At 71.9% G+C, this 13,851-nt stretch carries 14 protein-coding genes; 8 read left to right on the top strand and 6 right to left on the bottom strand.

From position 1 onward, the window contains the following. Positions 1–32: 32 nt before the first annotated feature. Complete coding sequence (locus JMF97_RS27005) at positions 33–1,559, bottom strand: aldehyde dehydrogenase family protein (RefSeq protein WP_238360239.1); 1,527 nt, start codon at positions 1,557–1,559, stop codon at positions 33–35. 150 nt (positions 1,560–1,709) lie between these two features. Here JMF97_RS27005 and JMF97_RS27000 point away from each other — a divergent pair, with 150 nt between their 5' ends. Beyond that, on the top strand, positions 1,710–2,708 hold the full coding sequence (locus JMF97_RS27000; protein ID WP_238360238.1) for an MBL fold metallo-hydrolase: 999 nt from the start codon (positions 1,710–1,712) through the stop codon (positions 2,706–2,708). Positions 2,709–2,795: 87 nt separating this feature from the next. Here JMF97_RS27000 and JMF97_RS26995 read toward each other — a convergent pair whose 3' ends face one another. From JMF97_RS26995 to JMF97_RS26975, 5 genes are read right to left on the bottom strand one after another with little or no spacing between them, the layout of a single operon-like run. Then, complete coding sequence (locus tag JMF97_RS26995) at positions 2,796–4,205, bottom strand: NAD(P)/FAD-dependent oxidoreductase (RefSeq protein ID WP_203224084.1); 1,410 nt, start codon at positions 4,203–4,205, stop codon at positions 2,796–2,798. A gap of 38 nt (positions 4,206–4,243) precedes the next feature. After that, positions 4,244–5,452 (bottom strand): cytochrome P450, encoded by a 1,209-nt coding sequence (locus JMF97_RS26990; protein ID WP_203224083.1) that lies wholly within the window; start codon positions 5,450–5,452, stop codon positions 4,244–4,246. Next, entirely contained in the window at positions 5,449–5,940 is a 492-nt protein-coding gene (locus JMF97_RS26985; protein WP_203224082.1) for a VOC family protein, read from the bottom strand. Before JMF97_RS26985 ends, JMF97_RS26990 begins: the two co-directional genes overlap by 4 nt. Positions 5,941–5,962: 22 nt before the next feature. After that, entirely contained in the window at positions 5,963–7,348 is a 1,386-nt protein-coding gene (locus JMF97_RS26980) for an NAD(P)/FAD-dependent oxidoreductase (protein WP_203224081.1), read from the bottom strand. Between the two features lie 12 nt (positions 7,349–7,360). Then, the gene (locus JMF97_RS26975) at positions 7,361–9,037 is read right to left on the bottom strand and encodes a (2,3-dihydroxybenzoyl)adenylate synthase (protein WP_238360237.1); all 1,677 of its coding nucleotides are present in this window, start codon (positions 9,035–9,037) and stop codon (positions 7,361–7,363) included. 134 nt (positions 9,038–9,171) lie between these two features. On the opposite strand from JMF97_RS26975, the gene JMF97_RS26970 reads away from it, so the two are divergent. From JMF97_RS26970 to JMF97_RS26940, 7 genes are all read left to right on the top strand, one after another. Beyond that, positions 9,172–9,366, top strand: a complete 195-nt coding sequence (locus JMF97_RS26970) for a ferredoxin (RefSeq protein ID WP_013731222.1) — start codon at positions 9,172–9,174, stop codon at positions 9,364–9,366. Further along, positions 9,363–10,532, top strand: coding sequence for a steroid 3-ketoacyl-CoA thiolase (locus JMF97_RS26965; protein ID WP_203224079.1), 1,170 nt, complete (start codon positions 9,363–9,365; stop codon positions 10,530–10,532). Before JMF97_RS26970 ends, JMF97_RS26965 begins: the two co-directional genes overlap by 4 nt. A gap of 1 nt (position 10,533) precedes the next feature. Further along, a complete protein-coding gene (locus JMF97_RS26960) occupies positions 10,534–11,727 on the top strand; it encodes a CaiB/BaiF CoA transferase family protein (RefSeq protein ID WP_203224078.1) in 1,194 nt (397 codons plus the stop codon). 162 nt (positions 11,728–11,889) lie between these two features. Further along, complete coding sequence (fabG, locus tag JMF97_RS26955) at positions 11,890–12,630, top strand: 3-oxoacyl-[acyl-carrier-protein] reductase (protein ID WP_203224077.1); 741 nt, start codon at positions 11,890–11,892, stop codon at positions 12,628–12,630. Next, positions 12,627–13,061 carry an ApeI family dehydratase gene (locus JMF97_RS26950; RefSeq protein ID WP_203224076.1) on the top strand — a complete coding sequence of 145 codons (435 nt, stop codon included), beginning with the start codon at positions 12,627–12,629 and terminating at the stop codon, positions 13,059–13,061. Before fabG ends, JMF97_RS26950 begins: the two co-directional genes overlap by 4 nt. Further along, positions 13,058–13,606 carry a 3-hydroxyacyl-ACP dehydratase FabZ family protein gene (locus JMF97_RS26945; RefSeq protein WP_203224075.1) on the top strand — a complete coding sequence of 183 codons (549 nt, stop codon included), beginning with the start codon at positions 13,058–13,060 and terminating at the stop codon, positions 13,604–13,606. Before JMF97_RS26950 ends, JMF97_RS26945 begins: the two co-directional genes overlap by 4 nt. Next, entirely contained in the window at positions 13,596–13,850 is a 255-nt protein-coding gene (locus tag JMF97_RS26940) for an acyl carrier protein (protein WP_013731228.1), read from the top strand. Before JMF97_RS26945 ends, JMF97_RS26940 begins: the two co-directional genes overlap by 11 nt. The last annotated feature ends 1 nt before the right edge of the window (position 13,851 follow it).

The following is a 13,851-nucleotide window of genomic DNA, read 5'->3' as shown; positions in this document are numbered from 1 at the left end:
CGACGTGCCCGGTCGCCGAGCGCGACCGGTACTCACTTCGAAGCAGGTGTCGGCCCCCACGAACGGTTGCCGAGGTCATTTATCAGTGTTTTTGTTTCGAGAAAGGCGTCGACGCCCGCCTTGCCCATTTCCCGCCCCCAACCCGAGCCCCGCATCCCGCCGAAGGGCAGCGCCGGATCGAGCACGTGCCAGCTGTTGATCCACACGGTGCCGGCGCGCAGTCGACGGCCGACCTGGTGCGCCAGACCCAGGTCGCGGGTGAACACGCCGGCGGCGAGCCCGTACGGGCTGTCGTTGGCCAGCGCCACCGCCTCCTGCACCGTGTCGAAGGGTTGGGCCACCAGCACCGGCCCGAACACCTCCTCGCGGACCACCGGCGCCTGCGGGTCGGCGTCGGTCACCACGGCCGGAGTGCAGAAGAAGCCCGGCGAGTCCGGCACCTGACCGCCGGTGACCCGGGCCCCGTGGGTGCGGGCGGAGTCCAGGTAGGACAGCACGCGGGCGCGGTGCTCCGCGGAGATCAGCGGCCCCATCTCGGTGTCCCGGTCCAGGCCGTCGCCGATCCGGATCGCCGCGGCCCGCTCCCGGATCCCCGCGACCACCTCGTCGAAGACCTGCCGTTGCACGTACAGCCGGGAACCGGCCACGCAGGTCTCACCCTGGTTGTAGAAGATCGCGTGGGCCGCCCCGTCGATCGCCTGCCGCAGGTCGGCGTCGCCGAACACGATGTTCGGTGACTTGCCGCCGAGTTCCAGGGTCACCCGGCGGAAGTCGACGGCCGCGCCTCGCACGATGCTGCGCCCGACCTCCGTCGACCCGGTGAAGGTGACCTTGTCGACGCCCGGATGGGCGGCGAGCGCCGCGCCCGTGGCGGCGTCGCCGGTGAGGACGTTCAGCACACCCGGCGGCAGACCGGCCTCCTGGGCCAGTTGCGCGAGCGCCAGGGCGGACAGCGGCGTCTGCTCGGCGGGCTTGAGCACCACGGTGCAGCCCGCCGCCAGGGCGGGGGCCACCTTCGCCGCCGCCATGTAGAGCGGGAAGTTCCACGGAATGATGGCGGCGACCACACCCACCGGCTCCGGTACGGTCAGCGCCAGGTGCCGCTCCGGGCTGCCGGTGTAGATCGAGGCGTTCTCGCCGTTCAACCGGCCGGGCCAGCCGGCCATGTAGTGGAACACCGCGGCGGCGGCCGGTACGTCGCCGGCCCGGGCCACCCGCAGCGGCTTGCCGTTGTCGAGACAGTCGAGCAGCGCCAGCCGGTCGGCGTGCTCGAGGATCAGGTCGCCGATCCGGTGCAACATCCGGGACCGGGCCGCCGGTGACATCCGGTGCCACCGGGATCCAGGTCGGCCGGCGGCACCGGCCGCGGCGACGGACCTGGCCACATCGGTGACGCCCGCATGCGCGACCGTCGTGAGTGTCTCTGCGGTGGATGGACGCAAAGACACCAATTGGCGATGATCGTCCGCAGCAGACCACTTGCCTGCGATGAACAACCCTCGCGGCAAATCGTCCAGACAGGACAAAGATAGCCTGTCGGTGTGTGTGGTCGCCGACATGCGAGAGACGCTAGCGCAAATACCAGGCTCGGCATACCCTCGATTGGGCCTAGCTGACGGCGCAAATGTTGCAGGTGCAGGGGTCTGCCGGCGAGAGCATCGAGGTACGTGATGAGATATCCGCGAAGTGTTTATCGCGTCTTTGACAGGATGCTTTCCGGAAGGCGCGGTAAACGCAGTTGGCCGACCAGCTTCGCCGACCGGCTGACCCACCCGGTGCCCGGCTCCCGGGCGGTCCGCAAGCTGATCGCCGAGGGCGGGATGAAGCCCGATCTCAGCGAGGTCGACCAGATCCCCGTCAAGCCGGCCGCTGAGCTACCGCACGCCGGTGCGGGCGAGGTGGTGGCCACCTGGGTCGGTCACGCCTCGTTCGTGCTCCAGATCGGCGGGCTCGTGGTGCTCACCGACCCGGTGTGGTCGCGGCGCATCCCCGGCGTACGGCCCCGATTCACCCCACCCGGCCTGCCCTGGGAGGCGCTGCCCCCGGTGGACGCCGTGGTGATCAGCCACAACCACTTCGACCACCTCGACGCGCCCACCATCCGCCGGCTGCCACGCGACGTGCTGATGCTCGTGCCGGGCGGGCTGGGCTGGTGGTTCCGCCGGCTGGGCTTCACCGCCGTGGAGGAACTGGACTGGTGGGAGAGCGTCCGGCTGGGCGCGGTGCAGTTCCAGTTCGTACCGGTGCACCACTGGAGCCGCCGGACCCTCTTCGACGGCTGCCAGAGCCTCTGGGGCGGATGGATGCTGGAGGCCGACGCCGACCCCGCCACCGCCGCCCCGGTACGTCGGGTCTTCTTCGCCGGGGACTCCGCCTACGGGCCGTACTTCACCGAGATCGGGCAACGCTGCGGCCCGGTGGATCTCGCCCTGATGCCGGTCGGCGCGTACCTGCCCCGCTGGTTCATGAAGCCGCTGCACATGAATCCGGCGGAGGCCGTACGCGCCTGCGGTGACCTGGGCGCCCAGCGGATGGCCACCATGCACTGGGGGACCTTCGCGCTCTCCGCCGAGGCGCCGCTGGAGCCGCTGCGGCAGGCCCGGCAGGCGTGGCAGGCCAGCGGGCGGGCCGCCGAGGACCTGTGGGACCTGGCGGTGGGCCAGAGCCGCACCCTGCACGCCCACGCGACCGCGCCGGTCGCCGACTGACCGACACGTCCGCGCCGGCCGTCGACTGACCGGCGCGGACGGACCGCGACACCGACCGCCGAGCGGGCGGTGTCGCGGTCGGGTGGGTCAGTCGCTGCTGCGGCCCGCGGTGGCCCGTTCGGGAGAGCCCGTACGGCGGGCGAAGAACCGGTTCGGTGCCAGCGCCGACTTGTACGGCAGCAGCAACGGCAGCCGGTCGCCCACCCGCTGCCGCCAGATGAAGAACTCGCCGCCCTTGTCGCCGAACGGGGCGGGCAGGAACTTGGGCTGGTTGACCGTCACGAACGCCAGCTCGGTGAACTCCGTCTTGCGCCGCAGCACCAGGTCACGCAGGATCTTCCCGCCGGTGTGGCTGGCCGCGATCCCGCTGCCGGTGTACCCGTGGCCGTAGACCATGCCGGAGTCGGTGCGGCCGAACTGCGGGATGAAGCTGTGGCTCCAGCTGATCAGCCCGCCGTTGCCGTGGCTGAACCGTACGTCGCGCCACTGCGGGAAGAACTCCCGGAACGACGCGCCCAGCTTGTCGAACGCGTCGTCGTTGCGACGGTGGCGGGGATCGGTGTCCCGGTTGCCGAACATGTACCACAGGCCGCCGGCCCAGAGCACCCGGTTGTCGGCGGTCAGCCGGGCCGCGGTGGAGAACGACAAGGAGTTCGCCACCCCTTCCCGCCCCGGCCAGGGCACCCGGTCCAGCTGCTCGTCGGTCAGCGGTTCGGTGACCAGCAGGTAGTTCCACACCGGCATCTGGCGCGCGTACAGCTCGGGGAACGCGCCCTGCATGGCCTCGGTTGCCACGATCACCTCGTTGGCGGTGATCGTGCCGTGCGGCGTGGTGATCCGCCACTTCCCGTCGACCTTCTCGATGGTCTGCGCCGGGGTCTGCTCGTGCAGCAGCACACCCTGCTCCTGCACCACCCGCGCCAACCCGCGCACCAGCCGGTACGGGTTGAGCAGTGCGCCGCTGACCTTCAGTGCGCCGAGGACCGTCGGTGAGCCGATCCGCTCCTGCGCCTGTTCCCGGTCGAGCAGGCGGAACGAGGTGACCCCGGCCCGCTGCGCCCGCTTGATCTGCAGCTCCAGTCGGGCCAGCTGCTTGGTGTCGGTGGCCACCTGGAGGATGCCGGTGTTCTCGTACTGGGCGTCGATGCCGTTCTGCCGGCAGAACCGGCCGATCTCCAGGATCGACCGGGCGACCGCCTTGTACACCCCGCCCGCCTTCTCCGCCCCGTAGTACCAGAGCATCCGGCGCAGCACCTTGCCGGCGGTCATCTGCACGAACCCGGCGTTCATGCCCGAGGCACCCTCGCCGGCGAACTTCGCCTCCAGCACCCGCACCGACATGCCCGGCTCGGCCTGCTTGAGGAAGTGCGCCGCCCACAGCCCGGTGTAGCCCGCGCCGACGATGCACACGTCGCAGGAGGCGTCACCGTCCAGCGGCGGGCCGACCTCGGTGGGTTCGGTGGAATGCCAGTAAACGTCTGTGGACAACTGCGCCATGAGGGTCTCTCCTTAACGACAGGGGGTAGGCAGCGGCCTCACGCGGAGCGGACGGCCAGCGGAAGGCGCTCGAAGGAGCGCAGGCTGCCGTGCTGGCGGCGCAGGGCGTCGCCGTCGGGCGCGATGTCCCGGAAACCGGTGGCGAGCGCGGTGAACGTGAGCTCGCCCATCAGCCGGGCGAGTGCGGTGCCCAGGCAGTGGTGCAGGCCGCCACCGAAGCCCAGGTGCGGGTTCGGGGTGCGGGACAGGTCCAGCTCCGCCGGCCGGTCGAAGACCGCGGGGTCGCGGTTGGCCGCGCCGAGCAGCAGCATCACCGACCGACCGGTCCTGATCTTGTGACCGCCGATCTCGATCGGCTCCCGGGCCACCCGGATCGCGTTCTGGATCGGCGAGTCGAACCGGAGGAACTCGTCGATCGCCGGCCGGACCAGGGTCGGGTCCCGGCGTAGCCGGTCCAACTGGTCGGGGTTGCGCAGCAGCGCCACGCATCCGTTGGAGACCAGCCCCATGGTCGTCTCGAACCCGGCATGGAACAGGAACAGCAGGTTGTCGACGATCGTGGCGACGTCCCCCCGCTCCTCGGGCGTGGCCGCCGCGAACATGCCGGCCAGGGTGGCGTCGCCGGGGGTGGCGTCGCGCAGCAGGGCGGTGACGTACTCGCGGAGCCAGGCGACGGCGGCGTCCACGCCGTCCCGCTCGTCGGGTTTGAGGTTGGCCGCGTCGAAGACCTGGGCCAGTTCGATCACCCGGGGCAGCACCTGCTCGCGGTCGGCGTCGGGAATGCCGATCAGCCGGCAGATCACCGTGACCGGCAGCGGCACGGCCAGGTCGGTGACCAGGTCGAGGCGACCGGCGTCGCGGGCCGGGGCGAGCAGCTCCTCGACCAGCGCGGCCACCGCCGGGGTCATCGCCCGGACCCGGGGCGTACCGAACGCCTGACCGAGGAACCGGCGGGCGTGGGTGTGCTCCGGCGGGTCCTGGGTGAGCACGATGCGGGTGGGGAACTCGGCGGCGGGACCGTGGCCGAGGGTCAGCCGGATGAACTCGCGGGGGAAGTGGCTGGCCAACCGGCCGTCGCGGAGCAGGGCGCTGACCGCGCCGTGGTGGACCACCAGCCACTGCCCGAACTCGCCCCGCACGACCGGGCCCTGGGCGCGCAGCCGCTCGTACTCCGGGTAGGGGTCGTCGGAGCAGGCCAGGTCGACGGCGGCGATCCGGGGCCGGGCGACGGCGTCGGGCAGGGTCACTGCTGCCCGCCGACGCGCTCGGCCCGCCGCGCCCGGTGGTGCTCCCGCATCCGCTGCATGAAGTAGTCGGCGTTGAGCCAGTACAGCTCCAGCCAGATGTTGTCCGGATCGCGCAGCCACACGCCGTGCCCGGCCTCCAGGAACAACTCCTGCACGCCGCCGTGTTCGACGCCCACCGCGTCCAGGTGGGCGACCCAGGTGTGCAGGTCCTCCCGCTCGGGGACGTGGAACGCCAGGTGGTGCAGGCCCACCCGGTGCTCGTCGAACGGCTCCTCGACCGGCCGGTCGGCCTGCCCGAGGACGATGGAGGTCAGGGCCCGGGAGTGCAGCAGCGTCCGGAAGGTGAACCCCGACTCGACCGGCCGGGCGTCGCGGACCACGGTGAAGCCCAGGGCCCGGCAGTACCAGTCGGTGCTGCGGTCGAGATCGCGGACCGTCAGGTTGATGTGGGTGCCACCGTTGAGCGGGGGTACGGAGTCGTTGGCCACGGAGTTCCTCTCGAGAAGACGGTCACAGGACGGTTCGCATGACGGCGCCGGCCAGGGGCGCCGTACGCCGGAACCGGTCCTCGTACCGGTCCGCGGCGGTGGCCAGCGCGCTGACCCCGCGTACGCCGATGGTCCGCAGCGGTTCCGGCTCCCAGCGGCGCGACCGGTGCCCGGTCCAGAACAGCCGGGTCTCCGGCCGTTTCACCCCGGTCACCAGCGCGGCCAGGGTGCGGCCGGCGAGGTTGCTCAGCGCGATGCCCTCGCCGCCGTAGCCGCCGGCATGACCCAGGCCGCTGTCGCGGTCGTACACCACACCCGGCTCGCCGTCCCGGTGCATCCCGTACGCCCCGCTCCAACGGTGACTCACCGGCGCGTCGGCCAGGGCGGGGAAGCTCTCGGCCAGGGACTCGCGCAGCCGGGCGTAGACCCGTTCACCGGAACGGTCGGCCGCCTGCGGGCGGGACCCGGTGCGGTAACCCGAACCACGACCGCCCACCAGCAGCCGGTCGTCGGCGGTGCGCTGGAAGTAGGCGAACTGGTGGCGGGAGTCGGCGACGGTGACCCGGTCCCGCCAGCCCGCCTCGCGCCACCGCTGCTCCGACAGCGGTTCGGTGGCCAGCACCCGGGAGATCACCGGCAACACCCGGCGGGCGTGCCCGGGCAGTCCGGCCGTGTACGCCTCGGTGGTGCACAGCACGCTGCGGGCGTGGATCGTGCCCCGGTCGGTGACCACCACACCGGGCCGCAACTCGATCGCCCGGGTGCCCTCGACCACCCGCACCCCGCGCCGCTCCACAGCCTGCGCCAGCCCGGCGGCGATGGCCGCGGGCTGCACCGCCGCGCACTGCGGGGTGAATCCGCTCAGCAGCGCCCCGGCGATGCCGACCCGCTCGCTGGTCTCGGCGGCCGACAGCAGCGTCATGTCGGTGATGCCGAGCTTGAGGCGCATGTCCTGCCAGGCCCGCAGCCGGGCGACCTGCGGCGGGGTACGGGCGACGTAGAGCGACCCGTCGCGCCGCCACCCGCAGTCGATGTCCTCGGCGGCGAGGACCCGTTCGATCTCGTCGAGCGTGCGTTGGCCGGCCCGGAAGAAACGCATGGCGTCCATCGGGCCGTAGCGCTGCACCAGGTTGGCCAGCAGAGCGGGCATCTCCGTGGTGCACCAACCGCCGTTGCGGCCACTGGCCCCGTACGCCACGTGCTCCGCCTCGATGACCAGCACGGAGGTCTGCGGTGCCAGTTCGGTCAGGTAGTAGGCGGTCCACAGGCCGGTGAAACCGGCACCGATGATCACCACGTCGGTCCGGGTGTCACCGGACAGCGCCGGGCGTCGCGTGCGCAGGGACGCGGGCAGCGTGTCCAGCCACAGGCTCGCCGGTCGCCGGGGCGCGTCGAGGGAGGCCGTCATGGCGTGCTGCCGCTACCGGCTGGCGGCGGTGGTCAGGTCGCCGAGGACGGCCGCGGCCAGGGCCCGCTTGTCGACCTTGCCGACGTTCGTCAGCGGCAACGCCTCGACCACCTCCAGCCGGTCCGGCAGCTTGTAGTCGGCCAGGCCCCGGTCCCGCAGCAGCTTACGTAGCTCCACCAGGCTGGGCGCTGGGTCCTCCGCGACGATGACCGCGCAGGTCTTCTCGCCGAGCCGCCGGTCGGGGAACGGGACGACGGCCGCCGCCCGGACCCGCTCGTGGGCCAGCAGGTGCCCCTCGACCTCGTCGGCCATCACCTTCTCGCCACCCCGGTTGATGACGTCCTTGATCCGCCCGGAGATGACCAGGCGGCCCTCGGCGTCGAACCGGGCCAGGTCGCCGGTGCGCAGGAAGCCGTCGGGGGTGAAGACCGTCCGGTTGTGCTCGGGTACGGCGTAGTAGCCGCGCAGCACGCACGGTCCGCGCGCCAGCAACTCGCCGACCTCACCGGGCGCGACGGGCTCGCCGGTCTCGTCGACGATGAGCAGTTCGTCGTCGGCACACATCGGTGTGCCCTGCGTGGTGGCCGCGGCCTCGTCACCGTCGCCGGGACGGGTGAAGCAGAGCATCCCCTCGGCCATGCCGAACCAGTGGGTGAGTGTGGCACCCAGGGCCGGGCGGACCGCGCGGGCCAGGTCGGGTTGCAGCACCGCCCCGCCGACCTCGATGACCAGATCGGACAGGTCCACGTCGAACATGTCGGCGGTCTCGACCCACAGCGACAGCACCGCGGGCATGACCGTGGTGAGGGTGACCCGCTCCTGGGTCATCAGCGGGAAGACCTCGTCCGGGCTGGGGCTGGCGGCCAGCACCGCCCGGCCGCCGACGCGCAGCGCGCCGAGCACGCCGGGGCAGCCGAGGGCGGCGTTGTGGGCGACAGGTACTGCGGCGAGGTAGGCGTGCCGGTGGTCGAAGGACATCGCCTCGGCGGTGGCGCGCAGTTGGAAGGCGTAGTCGTCGTGGGTCCGGGGGATCAGCTTCGGCAGCCCGGTCGTCCCGCCGGAGAGCAGGAAGAACGCCACGTCCTGCGGGTCGGGGCGGGGCAGCTCCCGGGCCGGGGCGCGCACCTGCGACCAGGCCAGGAACGGGCCGGGATCGCCGACCACCAGCACGTGCTTGAGCGTGGGGCAGGCGTCGCGTACCTCCTGCGCCACCGTGCGGTGGTCCACGCCGGGCGTCCGGTCGCTTGTCACCAGGGCGACGGCACCGACGTACTGGGTCAGGTAGGTCAGTTCGGCCCGACGGTGCGCCGGCAGGGCCAGCACCGGCAGCGCACCCAGGCGGAACAGCGCCACGCAGGTGACCAGGAACTCGACGGTGTTGGGCAGTTGCACGACCACCCCGTCGCCGGGGCGTACGCCCAGCTCGAACAGGCCGGCCGCCAGCTCGTCGGCGCGGGCGTCGAGCTCGCCGTAGGTGTGCCGGCCCTGGCGGGTGACCACGGCGGTACGCCCCGGGTCACGAGCCTCGTCGGCCCAGTCGGCCCAGGGGCGGAGCAGGTCACCGAGCACCTCACCGCGCCAGTAACCGGCCTCGCGGTATCGGGCGGCGAACTCCGCCGGCCAGGGGGTGAAGCCTTCACGAACAGCCACGGGGCCTCCCGAACGCCGATCACCGGCGGAGCCGGCCATGGGTATCCGTACGCACGGTATCGACGCTCCAGAAGACACACAAGGGTCTGTGCAAAGACGATGCTTGTATTTCCGAGATACGAGTACTCCACTACCGTGGAACACGAGTGCGGGACCGAGAGAGGACGGCCACGATGCGGGTACGTGTGGACTTTGACAGCTGCGACAGCAACGGCCTCTGCGCGCTCGCCGCGCCGACGGTCTTCGAGGTACGCGACGACGACTACCTCTACGTGCTTCAGGAGAACCCGCCGCAGGAGCTGTGGGACGAGGTGACGCAGGCCGCCACCGCCTGTCCGAAGCTCGCCATCACGCTGGAGGACCAGTGACCGCGCAGGACCGCGAACCGGTGGTCGTCGCGGCGGTCCGTACCCCCATCGGCAAGCGCGGCGGCGCGCTGGCCGGACTGAAGGGTGTCGCGCTGCTCCGGCACGTGCTGGCCGCGGTCATCGACGCCGCGGGCGTCACGCCCGACGTGGTGGAGCAGGTGGTGGGCGGCTGCGTCACCCAGGCGGGCGAGCAGAGTCTCAACGTCACCCGCAACGCGTGGCTGAACACCGGCTGGGATCCCGCGGTCGGCTGCACGACGGTGGACGTCTCCTGCGGCTCCGCCCAGCAGGCCAACCACCTGGTCGCCGCGCTGATCGGCAGCGGCGCGATCGACGTGGGCATCGCCTGCGGGGTGGAGTCGATGAGCCGGGTGCCGATCGGCGTCAACCTCTACAACGGACCGGGTCACTACAAGACCGCCGACTACCCGTGGGACGACCCACCGAAAGCGCAGTTCGGCGGTGCCGAGCGGATCGCCACCCGACAGGGGCTCACCCGCGCCGACGTCGACGCGTACGGGGTGCTCTCCCAGCAGCGCGCGGCGGCGGCCTGGGCGGCCGGTCATTTCGACCGTGAGGTGGTCGGCATCGACGCGCCGGGCGACGGCGAGGACACCGGCAGCCGCCGGGTCGACCGGGACGAGGGGCTGCGCGAAACCACCCTGGAGGGGCTGGCCAAGCTTGCGCCGAACGTGCCCGACGGGGTGCACACCGCCGGGACCACCTCACAGGTCTCCGACGGCGCGGCGGCGATCCTGTGGATGTCCCGGGGCCGGGCCCGGGCGCTGGGGCTGCGACCCCGGGCGCGGATGCTCACCCAGGTGGTCACCGGAGCGGACCCCTACTACCTGCTCGACGGGCCGGTGGTGGCGACCGGCCGGGCGCTGGAGCGGGCCGGGATGACGCTGGCCGACCTCGACCTGGTCGAGGTCAACGAGGCGTTCGCGGGCGTGGTGCTCAACTGGGCCCAGCAGTACGACAGCGACCTGGAGCGGGTCAACGTCAACGGCGGGGCGATCGCGCTGGGCCATCCGCTCGGCTCCAGCGGTACCCGGCTGCTGGTCACCGCGCTGCACGAGTTGGAGCGCCGGGACGCGCAGACCGCCCTGGTCACCATGTGCTGCGGGGGTTCGCTGGGCACCGCGACGATCCTGGCCCGGGTGTGACGTGCGGCGCGAGGAGTTCTACCGGGAGGCCCGCGACGACCTCGACGGGCCCCTGCACGGCCTGTCCGTGCTGGACGTGACGAAGGTGTGGTCCGGTCCGTTGGCCACCAGTCTGCTGGCCGACATGGGTGCGGACGTGATCCGGGTCGAGTTGCCCTACGGACGCGACGGTGAGGTGCCGCCGGAGATCCCCGGCACGGGCCTGTCCTGGTTCCGCGAGACGGTGAACCGGAACAAGCGCAGTGTCGGGTTGGACCTGCGGCAGCCCGCCGGCCGGGAGGCGTTCCTACGGCTGGTCCGCGACGCGGACCTGGTGGTGGAGAACTACAAGCCCGGCACCCTCGACGAGTGGGGCGTCGGCTACTCGGACTGCCGCAAGGTCCGACCGGACATCGTGTTCGTCTCCATCACCGGCTGGGGGCAGTACGGCCCGGACATCGACCGGCCGGCGTACGACCCGGTGGTGCAGGCGGCGAGTGGTTGGATGGCGCTCAACGGGGACCCGGCGGGACGCCCGGTGCGGGCGCCCACCTTCCTCGCCGACGAACTGGCCGGCCTGCACGCGGCCGTCGGCGCGCTGGCCGCCCTGGCGCACCGGGACCGCACCGGCGAGGGGCAGCACGTCGACGTGGCCATGCTCGACAGCCTGCTGGCCAGCAGTTGTGGCCTGTTGACGCTGGCCGCGACCGGCGCACCGCCGGTCCGGTGGGGCAACCAGACCGACTTCGCGGTCCCGTCCAACGTCTACCCGTGCCTCGACGGTGAGGTCTATCTGTCCGTCGCCCTCGACAAGCACTGGCGGGCGTTGGCCGAGACGATGGGCCGCCCGGAGTTGGCCCGGGCACCCGGCTACGGGCGGGGTGCCCAGCGCCGGCAGAACCGGGTCGAGGTCGACGCTCTGGTGGCGCAGTGGTGCGGCAGCCGTACGGTCGACGAGGTGATGGCGGCGTTCCGCGCCGCACACCTGGTGGCCGAGCGGGTGCGCACGCTCAGCGAGGTCGCGGCCGATCCGCAGGTGTCGGCGCGGGACATGCTCCAGCCCACGGTGCTGCACAACGGCACCGTCGCGCCGCTGACCGGCCCCGCGGTGAAGTTCTCCCGTACCCCGACCCGGATCCGCCGGGGTGCCCCGGCGGCCGGCGCGGACAGCCGTGACGTGCTGCAAGAGGCCGTTCCGCAGCCCGACGGTGCATAGGGTCCGACGAGCGTCTGCATAGTATCTGCGTGCGTTTTGCGTGTGTCCTACTGCTTCTATTGATGTCAGGCGCAAGATGCTTCAACATAGGAGTACGAGATACGAGTTCCCGTCGCCGATCGGGGGCACCCGGCGTGGGTGCGACGGGCAGAGGAGGCGTCTGTGAGCGAGCGACCGCTGGCACTGGTGACCGGCGCCTCACGAGGCATCGGTCGCGCGGTGGCCGTCCGGCTCGCCGAGCAGGGCTACGGTGTCGCCTGCTGCTACAGCAGGCCGAGCGAAGCCGCCGAGAAGACCGAGGCTGCGGTCGCCGCGACCGGGGTGCCGAGTTACTTCGCGCCCTGCGACGTCGCCGACGATGCGGCGGTGGACGCGTTCATCGCCGAAGCCGAAGGGCGACTGGGCCCGATCGACCGGCTGGTCAACAACGCCGGCATCACCCGGGACAGTCCGCTGGTGCTGGCCCGCCGCCCCGACTGGGAGGCGGTCCTCGACATCAATCTCGGTGGCACCTGGAACTTCTGCCGGGCCATGTCCTTCCGGTTCATGAAGCGGCGCGCCGGTGTCATCGTCAACCTCTCCTCGATCGCCGGCATCCGCGGCAACGTCGGCCAGACCGCGTACGCGGCCAGCAAGGCGGGCATCATCGGGCTGAGCCGGTCGCTGGCCAAGGAGCTGGCCCCGTACGGCGTACGCGTCAACGTGGTCGCGCCCGGGTTCATCGAGACCGACATGACCGACGCGCTGGACGCCAAGGCCCGGGAGCGGGCCCTGGGCATGATCGGCCTGCGCCGCTTCGGTCGCCCCGAGGACGTCGCGGCAATGGTCGACTTCCTCCTCTCCGACCGGGCCGACTACGTCACCGGTCAGGTGTTCCAGGTGGACGGGGGGATGACCCTGTGACCGCGGCGACGGCAACGCCGGTCTGGCGGCCCGCTGCCCCGGTCGGCTTCGCCGCCCCGCTGCCCGCCGTCGACCTGATCCGGGTGGCGGCGGCCGACGACGGCTGGACGGTCAGCGCCCGGGTCGTGGTCGACTCCGAGTCCCCGAACCTGGCCGGTCACTTCCCCGGTCAGCCGATCTATCCGGGGGTGTTCGTGGTCGAGACCCTGTGCCAGGCGATGGCGCAGGCCGTCCCCGGCGCACCCCGGCTGCGTACGGTCACCTCGGTCCGGTTCCTCGCGGCACTGCTCGGCGGCGACGAGATGACCCTCGACCTCGACGTGCGACCGGCGACCCCGGCCGGCTGGGCGGTACGCGGCACCGCTCGGCGCCTCGACGGCACGGTCACCGCCCAGCTGCGCGCCGTCTTCGACGCCGGAGCCGGCGCGTGAACGCCGCCGAGATCCGGGCCGTCCTGCCCCAGCGCCATCCGCTGCTGCTGGTCGACCAGGTCACCAGCATGCAACCCGGTGACGTCATCGAGACGGTGAAGGCGATCACCGCCACCGAGCCGTGCTACGCCCATCTCGGCGACGACGCCACCGCCGAGGACTACGCCTATCCGGCCTCGCTGCTCATCGAGTCCTTCGGGCAGAGTGCCGCGCTGCTGTGGCTGGCCGGCACAGGGCCGGATCGACTCACCGATGACGCCCTGCTGCTGTTCGTGGGCGCTCGGGAGTACACCGTCGAGGGCCGGGCCTACCCGGGCGACGTCGTCCGGCACGTCGTACGCCTGGAACGGGTCGTCGCCGACACCGCCTTCGCCACCGGCGAGAGCTGGGTCGGCCAGCGGCGCATCGCCACCGTCGGCTCGCTGATGGCCGCCCGCCGCCCTCGCTCCGCAGTCGCCGAACCGGCGGCCGGCCCGACCGGCGCGGGCGTCGACCGCACCATCCCCGCTAACACCAGTGCCCAAGGAGGCCGACATGTCCGGTGAAAACGAGCGGTACGAGCAGCTCCGGGAGATCATCGCCGAGGTGTTGGAGATCGAGACCGACGAGCTGACCGACACCGGGGACTTCGCCGAGGAGTACCAGGCGGACTCGCTGCGGGCCATCGAGATCCTGGCCCGCATCGACAAGGAGTTCAAGGTGGAGATCCCGCAATCGGAGCTGCCCGAGCTGCGCAACCTCAAGGCCACCTACGAGGCCGTCGCCCGGCACGCCGGCTGGCAGGACTGAC

Origin of the sequence: Micromonospora fiedleri, from assembly GCF_016774385.1 — a bacterium.
In the GTDB taxonomy this organism is placed as follows: Bacteria; Actinomycetota; Actinomycetes; order Mycobacteriales; family Micromonosporaceae; genus Micromonospora; species Micromonospora gifhornensis.
This window is presented reverse-complemented; position numbering and strand designations above follow the sequence as displayed.

What these genes read in the sequence shown, in the direction of transcription:
- JMF97_RS27005 (WP_238360239.1), bottom strand. Translation starts at nt 1,559, where the DNA reads ATGTCGGCGACCACACACACCGACAGGCTATCTTTGTCCTGTCTGGAC.
- JMF97_RS27000 (WP_238360238.1), top strand. Translation starts at nt 1,710, where the DNA reads ATGCTTTCCGGAAGGCGCGGTAAACGCAGTTGGCCGACCAGCTTCGCC.
- JMF97_RS26995 (WP_203224084.1), bottom strand. Translation starts at nt 4,205, where the DNA reads ATGGCGCAGTTGTCCACAGACGTTTACTGGCATTCCACCGAACCCACC.
- JMF97_RS26980 (WP_203224081.1), bottom strand. Translation starts at nt 7,348, where the DNA reads ATGACGGCCTCCCTCGACGCGCCCCGGCGACCGGCGAGCCTGTGGCTG.
- JMF97_RS26975 (WP_238360237.1), bottom strand. Translation starts at nt 9,037, where the DNA reads ATGGCCGGCTCCGCCGGTGATCGGCGTTCGGGAGGCCCCGTGGCTGTT.
- JMF97_RS26970 (WP_013731222.1), top strand. Translation starts at nt 9,172, where the DNA reads ATGCGGGTACGTGTGGACTTTGACAGCTGCGACAGCAACGGCCTCTGC.
- JMF97_RS26940 (WP_013731228.1), top strand. Translation starts at nt 13,596, where the DNA reads ATGTCCGGTGAAAACGAGCGGTACGAGCAGCTCCGGGAGATCATCGCC.